Below are 16,145 nucleotides of genomic sequence, written 5' to 3'. Positions count from 1 at the left end.
TGCGCCGAAGTGAAATAAGTAAGCGCTGGTGAAACCCGGTCAGGAGGGCGGTGCGGCGTACACCTGATCAAGGGCGACCGCACCACCGGCCACCGCGAGCACGTTGCCGGCGAAACTCGACGGCCACACCGTCGCCGGCACGTCGGCGCCCGCGGTCGACCACGCCGCCGCCTCGGCGCGCAGCGTCGCCAGGCAGACCGGCAGAGCGTTCGCGCCGGCCTCGGAGACGACCAGGATCTCCGGGTCGAACAGGTCGAGCAGCACCGCCGCGGCCCGGCCGACGAGCCGGGCCCGCTCCCGCAGCATCGCGACGGCCCCGGCACTGCCGCGGCGGGCCGCGTCCACCAGGGCGAGGATGTCGGGCCGGGTGATCAGCCCGCCGGCCAGCGCGCGGCTCACCAGGGACCGCTCGGACGCGGCCACCTGCAGGCAACCGGTCCGGCCGCAGGAGCAGACCTCGTCGCAGCCCTCCACCCGCAGGTGGGCGACGGCGCCCGCGGCGGACCGCAACCCCTGATGCACGACGCCGCCGGCCGAGAAGGCGACATCCACGACGTTGCCGACGAACAGGTGCACGGCGCCCTCGCGGGCCCGGCCGGCGACCTCGCCGAAGAGCAGCTCGGCCCGCAGCAGAGCCCGCGAGTTGCTGTCGACGCGCACCGGCAGCCCGGTGGCCTCGGCGAGCACCGCGGCAGCCGGGACGTCACGCCAGCCGAGGGCCGGGTGCTGGACGATCGTGCCGTTCGCCGGGTCCACCCAGCCGCCGGTGGCCAGACCGATTCCGAGGATCCGGCGGCGACTGCCGTGCCTGCGCCGCAGCGCGGCGACCCGAGGGCCGAGAGCCGCCAGGACACCCGCCGGGTCGCGGGCGACGTGCCGGTCCTGGCGCTGCGCCAGGACCCGCCCGCGCAGGTCGAGCAAGGCCACCGTGGCGTGCGGGACCGCGATGTGCACCCCGATGACCGCGACGGCATCGCTCTCGACGTCCAGCGGCACGTGCGGCCGGCCGATCCCGGGCGGCCCGGCCGCCTCCGGGGCCTCCCGGACCAGCCCGCTCTCCAGAAGGGACGCCGCGAGCCCGGTCACCGTGGCCGCGGACAGGCGCGTCACCCGGGCGATCGAGCTACGGGCGATCGGCCCGTGATCCAGAATGGCGCGCAGCACCGCCGCCGCCGAATCCGGTGACCTGCGCGATGCGGGCAGCGGCAGATCACCGCGCCGAGTCGGACGCCGCACGCCGGTCACAGGCCACCCGGGCGAGAGTGGATCATCCACCGAGGATATCCCGGCCACCGACACCCGGCCGCGCCATGTAATGAGTCGTTCTACGGTCAGTAACAACGCGCGTGCCCGGTCATCCGATGGGCGACATCGGCCTTACGGGGGTGGCCCTGTAGCGATCTTCACCAATATGGTCGGCGGGTGGCCCAACCCGAACCGCCGCTGAGCACACCCACGTACCGGCCGGCCGATCAGTTCAGCGACACGACCCGCGGACTGTGCAGCGCCGCCTATGTGGACATCGAGTTCGCGAACGCCGTGATCGGTGAGGTGCTGGAGTCGGAACGCCGGGCGGTGCCACCGTCGTTCGGGTTCGACCTGGACCCGGTGGTCCGGCACTGCCTGCGCGCGCGGCGCCTGCTGATCATCCGGTACGCGCTGGTCACCACGATCCTGGTCGCCGGAATGTGTATCGGCGGCTGGTGGACGCTGTCCTGGCTGAGCCTCTGCGCGATCATCATGATGGCCAGGGCCGGGCGGGGCGGCCGGCTGCGGGCGCTGCGACGGGGTGCGTTCGCCGTCCTGATCCTCTGGATGATCTGCTTCGCCCTGCTGCTGGCCGTGGCGTTCGTTCTCGGTTTCCTGCTGGACGCCGTCCCCGAGTGGCTGGGCGAGCGTCTGCTCCAGCTCGCCGACACGCCGACGGCGTCGAACCTGGCGGCGCAACTGACCTACGGTGCGTCCGGGCTCGTCGTGGTCGCGCCCGTGCTGCTGACGATCACGATGGCCGTGACGCTGTTCATCTCCCGCTGGTTCGCCTACAACATCATGTTCAGCGAGCTGGCTCCGGGCATCAGCGCCGTCGTTCCGCGCACCGGCAACGACCGGGTGGAGCGGCGGCTGGCGACGGTCGCGCGGATGCAGCGCGGCAACATCGCAGTGCACGACACCGATCCGTTCGCCGGGGCGGGCCGGCTCAAGCACGGCTGGTCGTTCGCGATCCGCCTGCGGCCCCGCGACGGCGACCGGGTGGAACTGGACCCGCACGAGCTCAACCGGCGGGTGAACACCGCGGTCCTCGGCATGCGCGACACCCGGCTGCGCGACGGCGAGCGCATCCCCAACATCTACACCGTGCCCTACGTCGCCGCCGACGGCTCCCGGCGCAGTGACGACCCGTTGATCGACCGGCAGACCCACACGCCGCACACCAGGGCTTCGGACGAGACCGTCGCCGCGATCGAGGCATGCCCGCAGGGCGGCCTGCGGCACTATCTGAGGGTCGTGGTCCCGGCCAACGGCAAGGAGATCACGACGCGGGCCGGTGTGCCGATCCTGCCGGCCCAGGACTCCGGCGTCTCGGTCACCGCCTTCGTGCATCTCGCGGTCGAGGGCGGGCTGCTGTACGCGGAGTTCGTCGCGCTGGTGCTGCCCCCGCTGCGCAACGAGTACCGGATCGCCGACAACCTGCGCGCCGACCGGGTGCTCTCCCGGGCCTGGTCGGACACGCTGCGGCTCTACGTTCTCGACAACCTGCTCGCCCCCTGGCTGCTGCTGCGCGTCGGATGGGATGCGATGTGGCTGTCATCGCGGATGGCGCGCTCGGCCCGCAACGCCGACGAGTGGCGCTTCTACGACTACGGCGCCCGGTTCAGCGTGCGGGACCGGGCCGGCCGCGAGACCGGCAAGTTCATGCAGAAGCTGGACTCGTCGAAGTACATCAAGCTGGTGGACAAGACGGTCACCGAGGCGATCATCGGCTATCTGCGGGAGCAGGGTGTGGACACCAGCGAGTTCGAGACCAACGTGCAGAATTACACCTTCGGCGACCTGGTGTTCCACGGCGGTGTGCAGACCTTCGGGGGCACCAACGTCGTGACCCAGCACAATCGGCAGCCCGCCGGGGCGCCGAAGAGCGGAGCCTGACATGCCCGATTCCCAGTTCAACTTCGGTGACATGACGTTCCACGGCGGCATCCAGAACTTCGGTGGCCAGAACACCAGCCACCAGACCAACACCTCCTACGAGCTGAGCCCCCGCGAGCAGATCGACACCCACCTGGCCGCGCTGCGCGACACCCACCCCGACCCGGCGCTCGCCGCACGCGAGATCGCGGTGATCGAGGAAGGGCTGGACCAGCCCACGATCGAGAACCGGCACCGGGTGGACGGGGCGCTGCGGCGGCTCGCCGAGAACACCGGCAACGCGCGGACGGTCGCCGAGGCGGTCGCCGCGGTCGGCGCCATCATCGCCGCGACCTGGCCGTTCTAGATGTCCTGATTGCTGCGCGTGGCGAGCCCGAACGGCGCGGCCACCCGGTTCCAGACCGCGAGGAACTGCTTCTTCGCCGCCTGCGCCTGCCGGGAGGACGCCTGTCCCCGCTCCCAGGCGGCCGCGCGGGCCGCCGAGCCGCCGCAGCCGCCGGTGACCGCAGGCTGCGCCCAGGCCACGAAGTGCTCGTCGGCGTCGAGGGAGTGGCCGAGCGCGGTGCTCAGGGCGCCGCGCAGGGTCTCTCCCTCGTCCAGCGCGGACAGATCGGCCGCGTTGATCTCGCTGATCTGCTCGCCACGCTCCACACCGACCTCCCGCATGTCGGCGAGAGCGCCGTCCAGGTCGGCGCACCGCCGGACGCGGTCGATCGCGTTGTTCAGCTTGCGGCGGCTCGCCACGCTCCGGTCGAGCAGCGCGTCGATCGCCTCCGCCTGCTCCTGAGGCGAGGCGGTGGGCTCGGTCGTCGGCGGGGTAGTCGGCTCTATTGTGGTCGGCTGCGTTGCCGGCGGCTCGGTGGTCGTTTCCACCGGAACCGGAACGGCAGCCGGCTCCCCCGGCTCGCCGGAACGCCCCGCGACGACGACTCCGATGACGACGACGAGAACGACCAGCACCACGGCCGCGGCGACCATGGGGAGCGGAGACGGCCATCGCCGCCGGGCCGGAGCTCCCGGCGGCGGGTAGGCCGGGGCCTCCGGAACCGGCGGGGCGGGCCGCACGCCGAGGGTGGCGTTGCACCGCGCGCACAGGGTCGCGGACGGGTCGTTGTCGAGACCGCACGACGCGCACACCATGCAGGCAAGACTATCGATGCGGCGGCGTGCCGGGGACCCTCCGGACGTGTGAACGACGATCACCCACCGGCGCGCCGGTCAGGTGGCCGAGCGCAGGTCGTAGCCGTACTTTTGGGCGACGGTGTGCAACTCCTCGCCGGCGAAGAACGGCGCCAGCTCCGGGGTCATCCAGCCCTTCCAGCCGTTGGTCTTGCCCTCCCGGATCACCCGGGGCGCGGCCGGGGCGGCGCTGCCGGCGGAGACCTTCTCCTCGTGGGCGCGCATCCGGGCGAACGAGCTGGCCTCCACCGCCTCGGCCACGGCGGCGTCGTCGATGTCGACGCCGGCCCGGCGCAGCGCCGCGGCGACGATCTCGGTCGGGCGGGTCTTCAGGTCCTCGAAGCGCAGCACCTCGACCCGGTCGTAGGCCCGCGCGTGCCCGGCCCAGGCGGTGTAGTAGGCGTGCCAGTCGTCGGCCGGGCTGGGGCTGAAGTCGCCCGGCCCGCTCAGCCATTCCTCGAAGGTGCCGGGCACCTTGTCCCACTCCTCCTCGGCGAAACCGGCCCGCCACTGGTAGCTGGCGTAGATGGCGTCCCGCGGGTCACGCACCAGGATCCAGACGCCGCCGATGGTCGCGTCGGCGAAGACCGACGGCGGGTGGTGGGTCTTGACGAACCGGGGCCACAACCGGGTCTCCTGCTCGCCGGCGGCGTCCTTGTCGTGCTGCGAGGCCAGGTGCTGGCGGTAGGAGACGTGCTGGTCGGCGACGACCGCCCGGCCGTCGGGGTGGAGCACCTCGGTGTAGGCGTCGACGTAGTTGAGCCCCAGCTCGGCCAGGATGTTGCCGATCAGCGACTGGCCCGAGCCGCCGTGGCTGGCGATCACGATGTCGTCGGTGCCGAGCTGGGCGACGTTGCGGCGGTAGAGGTCGCTGACCCGGGCGTCGGCCGTCCGGGCGTCGGGCAGGGTGGTCATGCGGAGCAACTCCTTCGCGATAGGGAACGGGGGGACGCCATGCCGAGCCGTCGCAGCACCTGCGTCATGGCTGTCGTGCGGTTCAGGCTGTAGAAGTGCAGCAGCGGTACCTCCTCGTCGAGCAGACGGGCGCAGAGCCGGGTGGTGAAGTCGATGCCGGCCTTCCGGAAAGTGGGTGCGCTGTCCCCGTACGCCAGCAGTTGAGAGACCGCCGCCGGGCGGTGACGCGCCCCGGAGAGCTCGACCGCCTTGTCGAGCGCGCGGGGTGTGGTGAGCGGCATGACGCCGGGGATCACCGGCACCGTGCAGCCGTGCGCCGCGAGGCGGTCACGCAGCCGCAGGTAGTCCTCGGCCTCGAAGAAGAGCTGGGCGATCACGTATTCCGCGCCGGCTTCGATCTTCTCCAGCAGGTGCCGCGTGTCGGCGTCCAGGTCGGCCGAGCGGGGATGACCGTACGGGAAACCGGCCACCCCGACGCAGAACGGCCCCATGTCGTGCAGGATCCGGACCAGGTCGCTGGCGTAGGTCACCCCGTCGGGCCGGGCGATCCACTCGCCGTCCGGATCGCCGGGCGGGTCACCGCGGATCGCCAGGACGCTGCGTACCCCGCACGCGGCGTAGTGCCCCACCACGTTGCGCAGGTCGGCGACCGAGTGGCCGACGGCGGCGAGGTGGCCGACCAGGTGCAGCCCGGTCTGCTCGGCCAGCCAGCCCACGGTGCTGACGGTCCGGTCCCGGCTGGAGCCGCCCGCGCCGTAGGTGATGGTGACGAACGCCGGGTCGAGCGGCTCGATCTGCCGGGCGGCGCGCCGCAGCTGCTCCTCGCCGGCCTCGTCGCGCGCCGGGAAGAACTCGATCGAGAAGCCGCCGTGCCGCTGTCCGAGGCGGTCGATGACCGTGTCCATGAACCCTCACTTGGCGTTGAAATAGGTGGCCTCGGGGTGGTGCAGGATGATCGCGTCGGTCGACTGTTCCGGCTCCAGCTGGAACTCCTCGGAGAGCTTCACGCCGATCCGGCCGGCGTCGAGCAGGTCGGCGACCTTGGCGCGTTCCTCCAGGTCGGGGCAGGCCGGGTAGCCGAACGCGTACCGGCAGCCGCGGTAGTCGGCGCGCAGCAGCCCGGCCAGGTCGTCCGGTTCGCCGGGCAGCGCCAGCTCGGTGCGGATCCGCTGGTGCCAGTACTCGGCGAGTGCCTCGGTGAGCTGCACGGACAGCCCGTGCACCTCCAGGTAGTCGCGGTACCGGTTGCGGGCGAACAGGTCGGCGGTGTACTCGCTGATCGAGCGCCCGACGGTCACCAGCTGCAGGGCGACCACGTCGTGCTGTGGCTTGACGAAGTCGGCGAGGCAGAGGCGCCGGCCCTGCCGCTGCCGGGGGAAGCGGAACCGGACGCCGTCGTCGCCCAGGATCAGCTCGTTGCCCTGCGCGGAGGCGGGGAAGTAGCCGTACACCACCGAGGCCTCCAGGACCTGCTCGGCGACCAGGCGGTCCAGCCAGTAGCGCAGGCGCGGCCGGCCCTCGGTCTCCACCAGTTCCTCGTACGACGGGCCGTCGCCGCCGCGGGCGCCGCGCAGCCCCCACTGACCCATGAAGACGGCCCGCTCGTCGAGCAGGGCGGCGTAGCCGGCGAGCGGGATGCCCTTGACCACCCGGGTCCCGAAGAACGGCGGTTGCGGCACCTCGACGTCGGTCGCCACGTCCGAGCGGACACTGTCGTCGTCCAGCTCGGGCAGCGACTCGGCGACCGTGGCGCGCTGCCGTTCGCGGCGGGCCCGGCGCGCGGCGAGCGTCGCCTCCCGGTCCGCGTCGACCACCGCCGTGCCGTCGCTGCGCGCCCGCATCAGCCGGTCCATCAGCTCCAGGCCCTCGAAGGCGTCACGGGCGTAGTGGACCTCGCCGGGGAACGCCTGCCGCAGGTCGTCCTCGACGTAGGCGCGGGTCAGCGCCGCCCCGCCGAGCAGAACCGGCCACCTCTCGGCGACACCCCGCTCGGCCATCTCGTGCAGGTTGTCCTTCATCACGACGGTGCTCTTGACCAGCAGGCCGGACATCCCGATGACGTCGGCGTGCTCCTTCTCGGCGGCCTCCAGGATCGCGGTGATCGGCTGCTTGATGCCGAGGTTGACGACCTCGTAGCCGTTGTTGCTGAGGATGATGTCGACCAGGTTCTTGCCGATGTCGTGCACGTCGCCCTTGACCGTGGCCAGCAGGATCCGGCCCTTGCCGGCGTCGTCGCTCTTCTCGATGTGCGGTTCGAGGTGGGCGACGGCGGCCTTCATCACCTCGGCGCTCTGCAGCACGAACGGCAGCTGCATCTGCCCGGAGCCGAACAGCTCGCCGACCACCCGCATGCCGTCGAGCAGCGTGTCGTTGATGATGGCGAGGGCGGGGCGGCCGGCCAGGGCGGCGTCGAGGTCGGCTTCCAGGCCGTTGCGCTCGCCGTCGATGATGCGCCGCTTGAGGCGTTCCTCGAGCGGCAGCGCCGCCAGCTCCTCGGCCCGCGAGGCGCGCGCCTCGGCGGCGTCGGCGCCCTCGAACAGCGCGATGAACGCCTGCAGCGGGTCGTAGCCGGGCTTGCGGCGGTCGTACACCAGGTCCAGCGCGACGCGCCGCTGCTCCTCCGGGATCCGCGAACTCGGGAGGATCTTGCTGGAGTGCACGATCGCGCTGGTCAACCCGGCCTGCACGCACTCGTCCAGGAACACCGAGTTGAGCACCTGCCGGGCAGCCGGGTTGAGGCCGAACGACACGTTCGACACGCCGAGGGTGAAGTTGACGCCGGGGTGCCGGCCGGCGAGTTTGCGGATCGCCTCGATGGTCTCCACGGCGTCGCGGCGGGTCTCGTCCTGCCCGGTGGAGATCGGGAAGGTGAGGCAGTCGAGCAGGATGTCGCTGACCGGCAGCCCCCAGCGCCCGGTGAGGTCGGCGATGAGCCGTTCGGCGACGCGGACCTTCCACTCGGCGGTGCGGGCCTGGCCCTGTTCGTCGATGGTGAGCGCGACGACCGCGGCGCCGTGTTCCTTGACGATCGGCATGACCCGCGCATATCGGGAGTCCGGGCCGTCGCCGTCCTCGTAGTTGACCGAGTTGACCACACACCGGCCGCCGAGCATCTCCAGGCCCGCCTCGACCACCCGCGGCTCGGTGGAGTCGAGCATCACCGGCAGGGTCGAGGTGGTGGCGAACCGGCCGGCGAGCTCGCGCATGTCGGCGGCGCCGTCGCGGCCGACGTAGTCGACGCACAGGTCGAGCAGGTGCGAACCGTCGCGGGCCTGCGCGCGGGCGATGTCGGTGCAGGCCTGCCAGTCACCGGCGAGCATGGCCTCCCGGAACGCCTTCGAGCCGTTGGCGTTGGTCCGTTCGCCGATCAGCAGCACACCGGCGTCCTGCCGGAACGGCACGTGGTGGTAGATCGACGAGACCCCCGGCTCGGCGGCCGGCTCCCGGGATCCGGGCCGGGCGCCGCCGAGGCGCTCGACGACCGCCGCGATGTGCTCGGGCGTGGTGCCGCAGCAGCCGCCGACCAGGGCGACGCCGTAGTCCCGGACGAACCGGTCCAGCGCCTCCGCCAGGTCGTCCGGGGACAGCGGGTAGGCCGGGCCGTCCGCGCCGAGCTCCGGCAGGCCGGCGTTCGGCATCACCGACACCGGCACCGGCGAGTGCGCGGCCAGGTGGCGCAAGTGCTCGGTCATCTCGGCCGGGCCGGTGGCGCAGTTGAGCCCGACCAGGTCCACCCCGAGCGCGGTCAGCGCGGTCAGCGCCGCGCCGATCTCGCTGCCCAGCAGCATGGTGCCGGTCGTCTCGATGGTGACGTGCGCGATGACCGGCACGGTCCGCCCGGTCTCGGCCATCGCCCGGCGGGCGCCGACGATCGCGGCCTTCGCCTGCAGCAGGTCCTGGCAGGTCTCGACGATGACCGCGTCGGCGCCGCCGAGCAGCAGGCCGGCGACGTTCTCCCGGTACGCGTCGCGCAGCACCGGATAGGTGGTGTGCCCGAGGGTCGGCAGCTTGGTGCCGGGACCCACCGAGCCGAGCACGAACCGCGGCTGCCGCGGGGTCCGGGCGCTCCACTCGTCGGCGGCCTCGCGGGCCAGCCGGGCGGCCGCCTCGGACAGCTCCCGGATCCGGCCGGCGATGTCGTAGTCGCCGAGGTTGCCGAGGTTCGCGCCGAACGTGTTGGTCTCGACGCAGTCCGCGCCCGCCCGCAGGTAGGCGTCGTGCACCCCGCGCACCACGTCCGGCCGGGTGACGTTGAGGATCTCGTTGCAGCCTTCCAGCCCCTGGAAGTCGCCGTCGACGCTCAGTCCGGCGCTCTGCAGCATGGTGCCCATCGCGCCGTCGGCTACCAGCACCTTACGGGTCAGGGCGTCGAGGAACCCGCTCACGCCGGCCCCCTTCCGGCGCCGACCGGGGCCGCGAAGATCTCCGCGGCAGCCGCCGTCCCGTAGGTCTCGGCGCACCGGCGCCGCAGATCGGTGGGGTCCAGCAGATAGTCCTGGGTGCCGACCGACTCCAGCACCACCGACGCGAGCAGGCAGCCCAGCTCGGCGCAGCGCCGCGGCGACAGGCCCCGGCCGGTGCCGGCGAGGAAACCGGCCCGGAAGGCGTCGCCGCCGCCGGTCGGGTCGCGCGGCACGATGCCGGCGACGGCCGGCACCTCCAGGTCCGGTTCGCCGCGGCTCAGCACCCGGACGCCGCCGGCGCCGTGCGTGACGACGAGGGCGCCGACCCGGCCCGCTGTCTGTTGCTCGGTACGCCCGGTCTTGCCGGCGATCAGGCCGCTCTCGTACTGGTTGGCGAAGAGGAACCGGGCGCCGTCGGTCAGCCGGGTGATGTCGTCGCCGTCGAACCGGGGCAGCTGCTGGGAGGGATCGGCGGCGAACTCGTATCCGCGCCGGCGGCACTCCTCGGTGTGGCGCAGCATCGCCTCCGGGTCGTTGGGCGCGATCACCACCAGGTCGACGCCGCCGACGGCCTCCACCACCGCGGCCAGCTCGATCTCCCGGGCCTCGGCCATCGCGCCCGGATAGAACGACGCGATCTGGTTGCCGTCCTGGTCGGTGGTGCACAGGAAACGGGAGGTGTGGTGCCGGTGCGAGATCCGCAGGTGGCTGATGTCGACGCCGACGTCGGTGAGCCACCTGCCGTAGTCGCCGAAGTCCGCGCCGACGGCGCCGGCCAGCACCGGGTCCAGGCCGAGCCGGCGCATGCCGACGGCGATGTTGGCGGCCACCCCGCCGTACCGGACGTCCAGGTCGTCGACGAGGAAGGAGAGCGACACCTGATCGATGCGGTCCGGGACGATCTGCGCGGCGAACCGGCCGGGGAAGGTCATCAGGTAGTCGGTGGCGATGGATCCGGTGAGCAGCACGCGCATCCCGCTCACCACCCGACCGCCGAGCGCAGCGCCGCCACCCGGCTGGGCTGCTCCCAGGAGAAGTCCGGCAGCTCCCGGCCGAAGTGCCCGTAGGCCGCGGTCCGCGCGTAGATCGGGCGCAGCAGGTCGAGATCACGGATGATCGCGGCCGGCCGCAGGTCGAACACCTCGGTCACGGCGCGCTGGATCTCGGCGACCGGCACCCGCTCGGTCCCGAAGGTCTCCACGAACAGGCCCACCGGGCGGGCCCGGCCGATCGCGTACGCGACCTGCGCCTCGCAGTGCCGGGCCAGCCCGGCGGCCACCACGTTCTTGGCGACCCAGCGCATCGCGTACGCCGCGGACCGGTCCACCTTGGACGGGTCCTTGCCGGAGAACGCGCCGCCGCCGTGCCGGGCGTACCCGCCGTACGTGTCGACGATGATCTTCCGGCCGGTGAGGCCGGCGTCGGCCATCGGGCCGCCCACCTCGAACCGTCCGGTCGGGTTCACCAGCAGCCGGTAGTCGCTCGTGTCGATCTCCAGGCCGGCCAGCTCGGGAGCGACCACCTGCTCGGCGACGTCCGGCGCCAGCATGCCGTTCAGGTCGACCGCCGCGGCGTGCTGGGCCGAGACGACGACCGTGTCCAGCCGGGCCGGGCGGCCGTCGCGGTACTCGATGGTGACCTGGGTCTTGCCGTCGGGCCGCAGGTAGGGAACCGCCCCGGAGCGGCGCACGTCCGCGAGGCGCCGGGCGAGGCGATGCGCCAGGCTGATCGGCAGCGGCAGCAGCTCGGGCGTCTCGTCGCAGGCGAAGCCGAACATCATGCCCTGGTCGCCGGCGCCCTGCCGGTCGAGGTCGTCGTCGGCGTCACCGGTGCGCTCCTCCAGCGCGGTGTCGACACCCTGCGCGATGTCCGCGGACTGGGTGCCGATGGAGACCAGGACGCCGCACGAGTTGCCGTCCAGGCCCTTGGTGGAGGAGTCGTAGCCGACCTCCACGATCTTCTCCCGCACGATCGCCGGGATGTCCGCGTAGGCGCTGGTGCTCACCTCGCCGGCCACGTGGGCCTGGCCGGTGGTCAGCAGCGTCTCCACCGCGACACGGCTCTGCGGATCGTCCTTGAGCAGCGCGTCCAGAACGGCATCGCTGATCTGATCGGCGAGCTTGTCGGGGTGCCCCTCGGCGACTGATTCCGACGTGAACAGGCGGCACCCGCTGGCGGCACTGGTCATGGGCGAATTCCTCTCCCCTGCCGATTTCCCATTGGCGATTACGAATGCAGTGGATACCCGGGCCGGCGTGGCGAACACGGTCTTGCAGCTTCCGGTCAAAGGGGAACGCGGCACCTTCCTGCCATCGCTGAATCGTTTGCCTCCAGGCCGCCGGGAAACCACATCAGCGTTATCGACGATTGCGAAGGAACGAGGTGCAGGACAGGTGTACGCAGATATCCGCGGTACCAGGATCTTCTTCGACGTCGACGGCATAGGTCTGGAGCGCGACGGCGCCACGATGCGCCCCAAACCGGTGATCTTCGTGCTCCCCGGCGGGCCGGGCGGCGACCACAGCCGGCTCAAGCCGGTCCTGGCCCCGCTCACCGACCGGGCGCAGCTGGTCTACCTCGACTACCGCGGCAGCGGCTGGTCCGCACCCACGTCGCCCGAGAACTACACGATGGACACCTTCGTGGACGACATCGAGGCGCTGCGCCGGCATCTCGGCCTCGACCGGATCGGGCTGCTCGGCATCTCGTACGGCGGCATGGTCGCGATGACCTACGCCACCCGTTACCAGCAGCATCTGGACCGGCTGATCCTGGTGGCGACCGCTCCCGACCGCCGGTTCATGGCGCGCGCCCAGGAGATCCTCGCCGAACGCGGCACCCCGCAGCAGCGGGCCGTCGCCGCCCGGCTGTTCAGCGGCAGCTTCGAGAGCGTGGACGACCTGCTCCACTACTTCGAGACGATGGGCACGATGTACGCCCGGCGCTTCGACGTGACCGAGGAGAAGTCGTTCCGGCCCCGGTTCAACCACGAGGAGATCAACGCCGCGTACGGCAGTGACCTCCACAAGTACGACGTGACCGCCCAGCTCTCCGGCATCACCGTGCCCACCCAGGTGATCGGGGCGCGCCACGACTGGATCTGCGCGCCGGAGTTCTCGGAGGAGATCGCCGACCGCATCCCCGGCGCCGAGCTGCGGATGTTCGAGGACAGCGGCCACAACGTGCAGGACGACGAGTACGACGCCTTCATCGGCGCGGTCCGCGACTTCCTCGACCGCACCGCGCAGGTTCCCGCCGGAAACAAGTGATCCGTCCGTTTCATCCCTAGAATGGAGTGAGGTTTTCCGCATGCCCTCCGTTGAGAAGTACGTGAAGTGGGACTACACCGAACTCGCCGCCACCTACACCCAGCGGCCGTCGTACGCGCCGAAGGCGATCGACCAGATCGTCGCCGCGACCGGCAAGCCCGCCCCGCGGGTGGCCGACGTCGGCGCGGGCAACGCCCACCTCACCGTCGACCTGCTCGCCCGCGGCTGTGTCGTGGACGCCGTCGAACCCAACGAGGCGATGCGCACGATCGGCATCGAGCGCACCAAGGACGGCACGGTCACCTGGCACGTCGGCGTCGGCGAGGACACCGGCCTGGAGACCGGGGCGTACGACCTGGTGACGTTCGGTTCCTCGTTCGCCACCACCGACCGGCTGCTGGCGCTGAAGGAGACCGCCCGGATCCTGCGCGACCGCGGCTGGTTCACCTGCATCTGGAACCACCGCGACCTCAACGACCCGATCCAGAACGAGGTCGAGAGCATCATCCGCCGGCGCATCCCGGACTACGGCTACGGCGTGCGGCGCGAGGACCAGGCGCCGGTGATCATCGAGAGCGGCCTGTTCGAGGAGCCGGCGACCCTGCGCGAGCGGGTCGTGCACCAGGTGCCGGTCGAGGACTGGCTGGCCGCGTGGCGATCGCACGGGATCCTGGAGAGCCAGGCCGGCGACCAGTTCCCGGCGATCCTCGAGGACATCGACAGCTACGTGCAGTCGCTCGGCTCCGACCAGCTGGAGATCCCGTACGAGACGGTGGGCTGGATCGCCCGGCTGCGACCGCGGCAGTGACCGGAACGGGCGGTGCCGGTGGCACCGCCCGCCGTCCGGCCGCATGCTGAAGATCCCAGGCCGCACCACAGGGAGGAAGATCGATGTCTGATGCCGCGCCGCCGGCCACGACCCGAGTCGCCCCGGCGCGGTCGGCCGGCCGTTCGTGGGCGATCGCCCTGCTGCTCGCGAGCGCCTCGTTCCTGGTGCTCTTCGACAGCCTCGCGGTCGCCACGGCACTGCCGGCCATCGGTGACGAGTTCGCGCTGCGGCCCGGCGTACTGCAGTGGGTGGTCAGCCTCTACTCGCTGACCATCGGCGCCTTTCTGGTCCTCGGCGGCCGGGTGTGCGACGTGTGGGGCCGCCGCCGGGTCATGCTCGCCGGCCTGGCGGTGTGCACCGGCGCCGGCCTGCTGGCCGGGCTCGCGCCGAACCTTCCGCTGCTGCTCGCCGGCCGGGCGCTGCAGGGCATCGCCGCCGCGTTCGCCCTGCCCGCCGCGCTCTCCACCGCCGCCGGCGAGTTCGACACCGAGCCGTGGCGCAGCCGGGTCTTCTCGGTGATCGCGTTCGCGGCCTGGTCGGCCGGGCTGGCCGGCGCCATGCTCGGCGGGGTGCTCACCACCCAGTTCGGGTGGCGCTGGGTGTTCCTGGTGACCGTGCCGGTCGGCGCGATCGCGCTGGCCGGTGCCTCGATGCTGCTGCCCGCGGACCGGCCGGGCACGGTGTCCGGCCAGCGGCTCAACGTGACCAGCGCGGTGCTGGTCAGCGCCGGACTGATCGTGCTGCTGCTCGGGTTGCAGGAGATCGGGCAGGACGGCGGCGGCGTACGCGCGAGCATTCTCGGCCTTGCCGGGCTCGCCCTGCTGGCGCTGCTGGTCGTGGTGGAGCGCCGCTCCGCGTACCCGATGGTCAAGCCCAGCCTGCTCGCGTCGCGACGCCGGGCCGGCAGCTACCTCGCGTTCGGCACCTACTGCGCCGGGTACACCGCGCTGATCGTGATCGGCAGCCAGGCGCTGCAGGAGAAGTACGGGCTCTCCGCCGACGCGGCCGGCCTGGCCCTGTCACCGGTCCTGGTGGGCGGCGCGATCAGCTCCACCCTCGGACCGCTGCTGATGCGCCGCTTCAGCTCACGCACCATCGTGGTGACCGCGATGACGGTCTGCGCGCTGTCGCTGAGCCTGATCGCCACCACCGACAGCGTGCCCCGGCTCATGCCCTGGCTGCTGCTGTGGGGCCTGTGCTCCGGGCCGATCTTCGTCGGGCTCACCCGCGAATGCATCAGCGACGCGCCCGAGGACGACCGCGGGACCGCTTCGGCGCTGTTCGAGAGCATGAGCCACGTCGGCGGGGCCCTCGCGGTGGCCGCCTTCATGACGATGCTCGGGGCCGGCATCACCTTCCGCTCGGTCGAGCTGACCGGAGCACTCGTGGTGGCGGCCGGCGCGCTGCTCACCCTGCTGGTCATCCCCCGGCGCTGAGACGCTAGAGCCAGCCGCGCTGGGCGGCCTGCACCCCGGCCTGGAAGCGGCTGACCGCCTGCAACCGGTCCAGCAGCTGCGAGACGTGCCGCCGCACGGTGCGCACCGACACCCCCATGCTGCGCGCGGCGGCCTCGTCGGTGGCGCCGAGAGCGAGCAGTTGCAGCAGGGTACGGTCGTTGCCGCTCAGCCCGTCGGCCGGCGCCCCGAGCGGCTGCGCGTGCTCCCAGCACGACTCGAACATCGCCGCCAGCGTGCCCGCCACCGCGGCGTCGTTGAGCACCAGCAGCTCCGTCTCGCCGTCGCCGTCGACCAGCAGGGCGGCCGCGGCCCGGTCGACCACGACCGCGGCGGCGGCCACCCGGGCCGTGGTCCGCACCTCGGCGCCGTCCCCGGTCAGGCGGCGAGCGTGAGCCACGTCGTCGGCGCGCACCAGCCGGTCGTGCGGGTAGAGCACCCGGATCGCCACGCCGCGGCGCAGCACCCGCCGGTCCAGGCCCGCCGACGCGCCGGTGAGCCCGGCGACCGTCGGGCGGCGCGTCTGCAACGCGACGATCTCGCGGTGCGCGCCGCGGACCAGTTCGTCGAGCTTGGCCTGCCGCAGCCGGCCCCGGATGCGCTGACCCGGCGAGTCCCCGCCGTCGCGCGACATCTGCGCCGCCATCAGCGCGGACAGGTGCACGCGGGCCTGCATGGCCTGCGCCCGCTCGCGGGCCGCGGCGGCCTCGATGTCGGCGAGCCGGCGGTCCACCACCACGTCCGGCGCGACCGGGGTCAGCCGGTCGGGCCGCTGCGTGTCGGCGGCCAGCATGCCGGCGGCGATCAGTGCCTGCCGGCTCGCGATCACCTCGTCCTCGGTGCCGCCGATCCGTTGGGCGATCTCGGCGGCGGTGCACTGCGGATGCCGCAGCCACATGGCGTAGACCCTCTGGTCGGCCGGTGTCAGCCCCAGCGCTTCGAGCATTCG

At 72.3% G+C, this 16,145-nt stretch carries 13 protein-coding genes; 5 read left to right on the top strand and 8 right to left on the bottom strand.

The features are described 5' to 3' along the window. Nucleotides 1-39 precede the first annotated feature (39 nt). Nucleotides 40-1,110, bottom strand: a complete 1,071-nt coding sequence (locus AB0F81_RS09915) for an ROK family protein (protein ID WP_360193877.1) — start codon at nt 1,108-1,110, stop codon at nt 40-42. Nucleotides 1,111-1,422: 312 nt separating this feature from the next. On the opposite strand from AB0F81_RS09915, the gene AB0F81_RS09910 reads away from it, so the two are divergent. After that, nucleotides 1,423-3,147: a hypothetical protein gene (locus tag AB0F81_RS09910; RefSeq protein WP_360193874.1), complete on the top strand. Its 1,725-nt coding sequence runs from the start codon at nt 1,423-1,425 to the stop codon at nt 3,145-3,147. A gap of 1 nt (nt 3,148) precedes the next feature. After that, a complete protein-coding gene (locus tag AB0F81_RS09905; protein ID WP_360193871.1) occupies nt 3,149-3,493 on the top strand; it encodes a hypothetical protein in 345 nt (114 codons plus the stop codon). On the opposite strand, the gene AB0F81_RS09900 is transcribed toward AB0F81_RS09905, so the two are convergent. The 6 genes from AB0F81_RS09900 to metK form a co-directional block, all read right to left on the bottom strand. Next, on the bottom strand, nt 3,490-4,287 hold the full coding sequence (locus AB0F81_RS09900) for a hypothetical protein (RefSeq protein ID WP_360193868.1): 798 nt from the start codon (nt 4,285-4,287) through the stop codon (nt 3,490-3,492). The two genes, AB0F81_RS09905 and AB0F81_RS09900, sit on opposite strands and share 4 nt — an antisense overlap. A 78-nt stretch (nt 4,288-4,365) precedes the next feature. Beyond that, nucleotides 4,366-5,241: a sulfotransferase domain-containing protein gene (locus tag AB0F81_RS09895; RefSeq protein ID WP_360193865.1), complete on the bottom strand. Its 876-nt coding sequence runs from the start codon at nt 5,239-5,241 to the stop codon at nt 4,366-4,368. Continuing rightward, nucleotides 5,238-6,146: a methylenetetrahydrofolate reductase gene (locus AB0F81_RS09890; protein ID WP_360193862.1), complete on the bottom strand. Its 909-nt coding sequence runs from the start codon at nt 6,144-6,146 to the stop codon at nt 5,238-5,240. Before AB0F81_RS09890 ends, AB0F81_RS09895 begins: the two co-directional genes overlap by 4 nt. Nucleotides 6,147-6,152: 6 nt before the next feature. Beyond that, complete coding sequence (gene metH / locus AB0F81_RS09885) at nt 6,153-9,626, bottom strand: methionine synthase (RefSeq protein WP_360193859.1); 3,474 nt, start codon at nt 9,624-9,626, stop codon at nt 6,153-6,155. Further along, the gene (locus AB0F81_RS09880; protein WP_360193856.1) at nt 9,623-10,618 is read right to left on the bottom strand and encodes a carbohydrate kinase family protein; all 996 of its coding nucleotides are present in this window, start codon (nt 10,616-10,618) and stop codon (nt 9,623-9,625) included. Before AB0F81_RS09880 ends, metH begins: the two co-directional genes overlap by 4 nt. Nucleotides 10,619-10,623: 5 nt before the next feature. Next, nucleotides 10,624-11,832, bottom strand: a complete 1,209-nt coding sequence (gene metK, locus AB0F81_RS09875) for a methionine adenosyltransferase (RefSeq protein WP_360193854.1) — start codon at nt 11,830-11,832, stop codon at nt 10,624-10,626. Between the two features lie 205 nt (nt 11,833-12,037). Here metK and AB0F81_RS09870 point away from each other — a divergent pair, with 205 nt between their 5' ends. From AB0F81_RS09870 to AB0F81_RS09860, 3 genes are all read left to right on the top strand, one after another. Further along, nucleotides 12,038-12,913, top strand: a complete 876-nt coding sequence (locus tag AB0F81_RS09870; RefSeq protein ID WP_360193851.1) for an alpha/beta fold hydrolase — start codon at nt 12,038-12,040, stop codon at nt 12,911-12,913. A gap of 40 nt (nt 12,914-12,953) precedes the next feature. Continuing rightward, nucleotides 12,954-13,721: a class I SAM-dependent methyltransferase gene (locus AB0F81_RS09865; RefSeq protein WP_360193848.1), complete on the top strand. Its 768-nt coding sequence runs from the start codon at nt 12,954-12,956 to the stop codon at nt 13,719-13,721. Between the two features lie 83 nt (nt 13,722-13,804). Continuing rightward, the gene (locus AB0F81_RS09860) at nt 13,805-15,178 is read left to right on the top strand and encodes an MFS transporter (RefSeq protein WP_360193844.1); all 1,374 of its coding nucleotides are present in this window, start codon (nt 13,805-13,807) and stop codon (nt 15,176-15,178) included. A 4-nt stretch (nt 15,179-15,182) separates the two neighbouring features. Here AB0F81_RS09860 and AB0F81_RS09855 read toward each other — a convergent pair whose 3' ends face one another. Then, a complete protein-coding gene (locus AB0F81_RS09855; RefSeq protein WP_360193841.1) occupies nt 15,183-16,142 on the bottom strand; it encodes a LuxR C-terminal-related transcriptional regulator in 960 nt (319 codons plus the stop codon). Nucleotides 16,143-16,145: the final 3 nt, after the last annotated feature.

This window comes from Actinoplanes sp. NPDC024001 (genome assembly GCF_040638955.1).
Classification (GTDB): domain Bacteria; phylum Actinomycetota; class Actinomycetes; order Mycobacteriales; family Micromonosporaceae; genus Actinoplanes.
The sequence above is the reverse complement of the archived record's forward strand: the minus strand, read 5'-3'. Positions and strand labels throughout refer to the sequence as shown.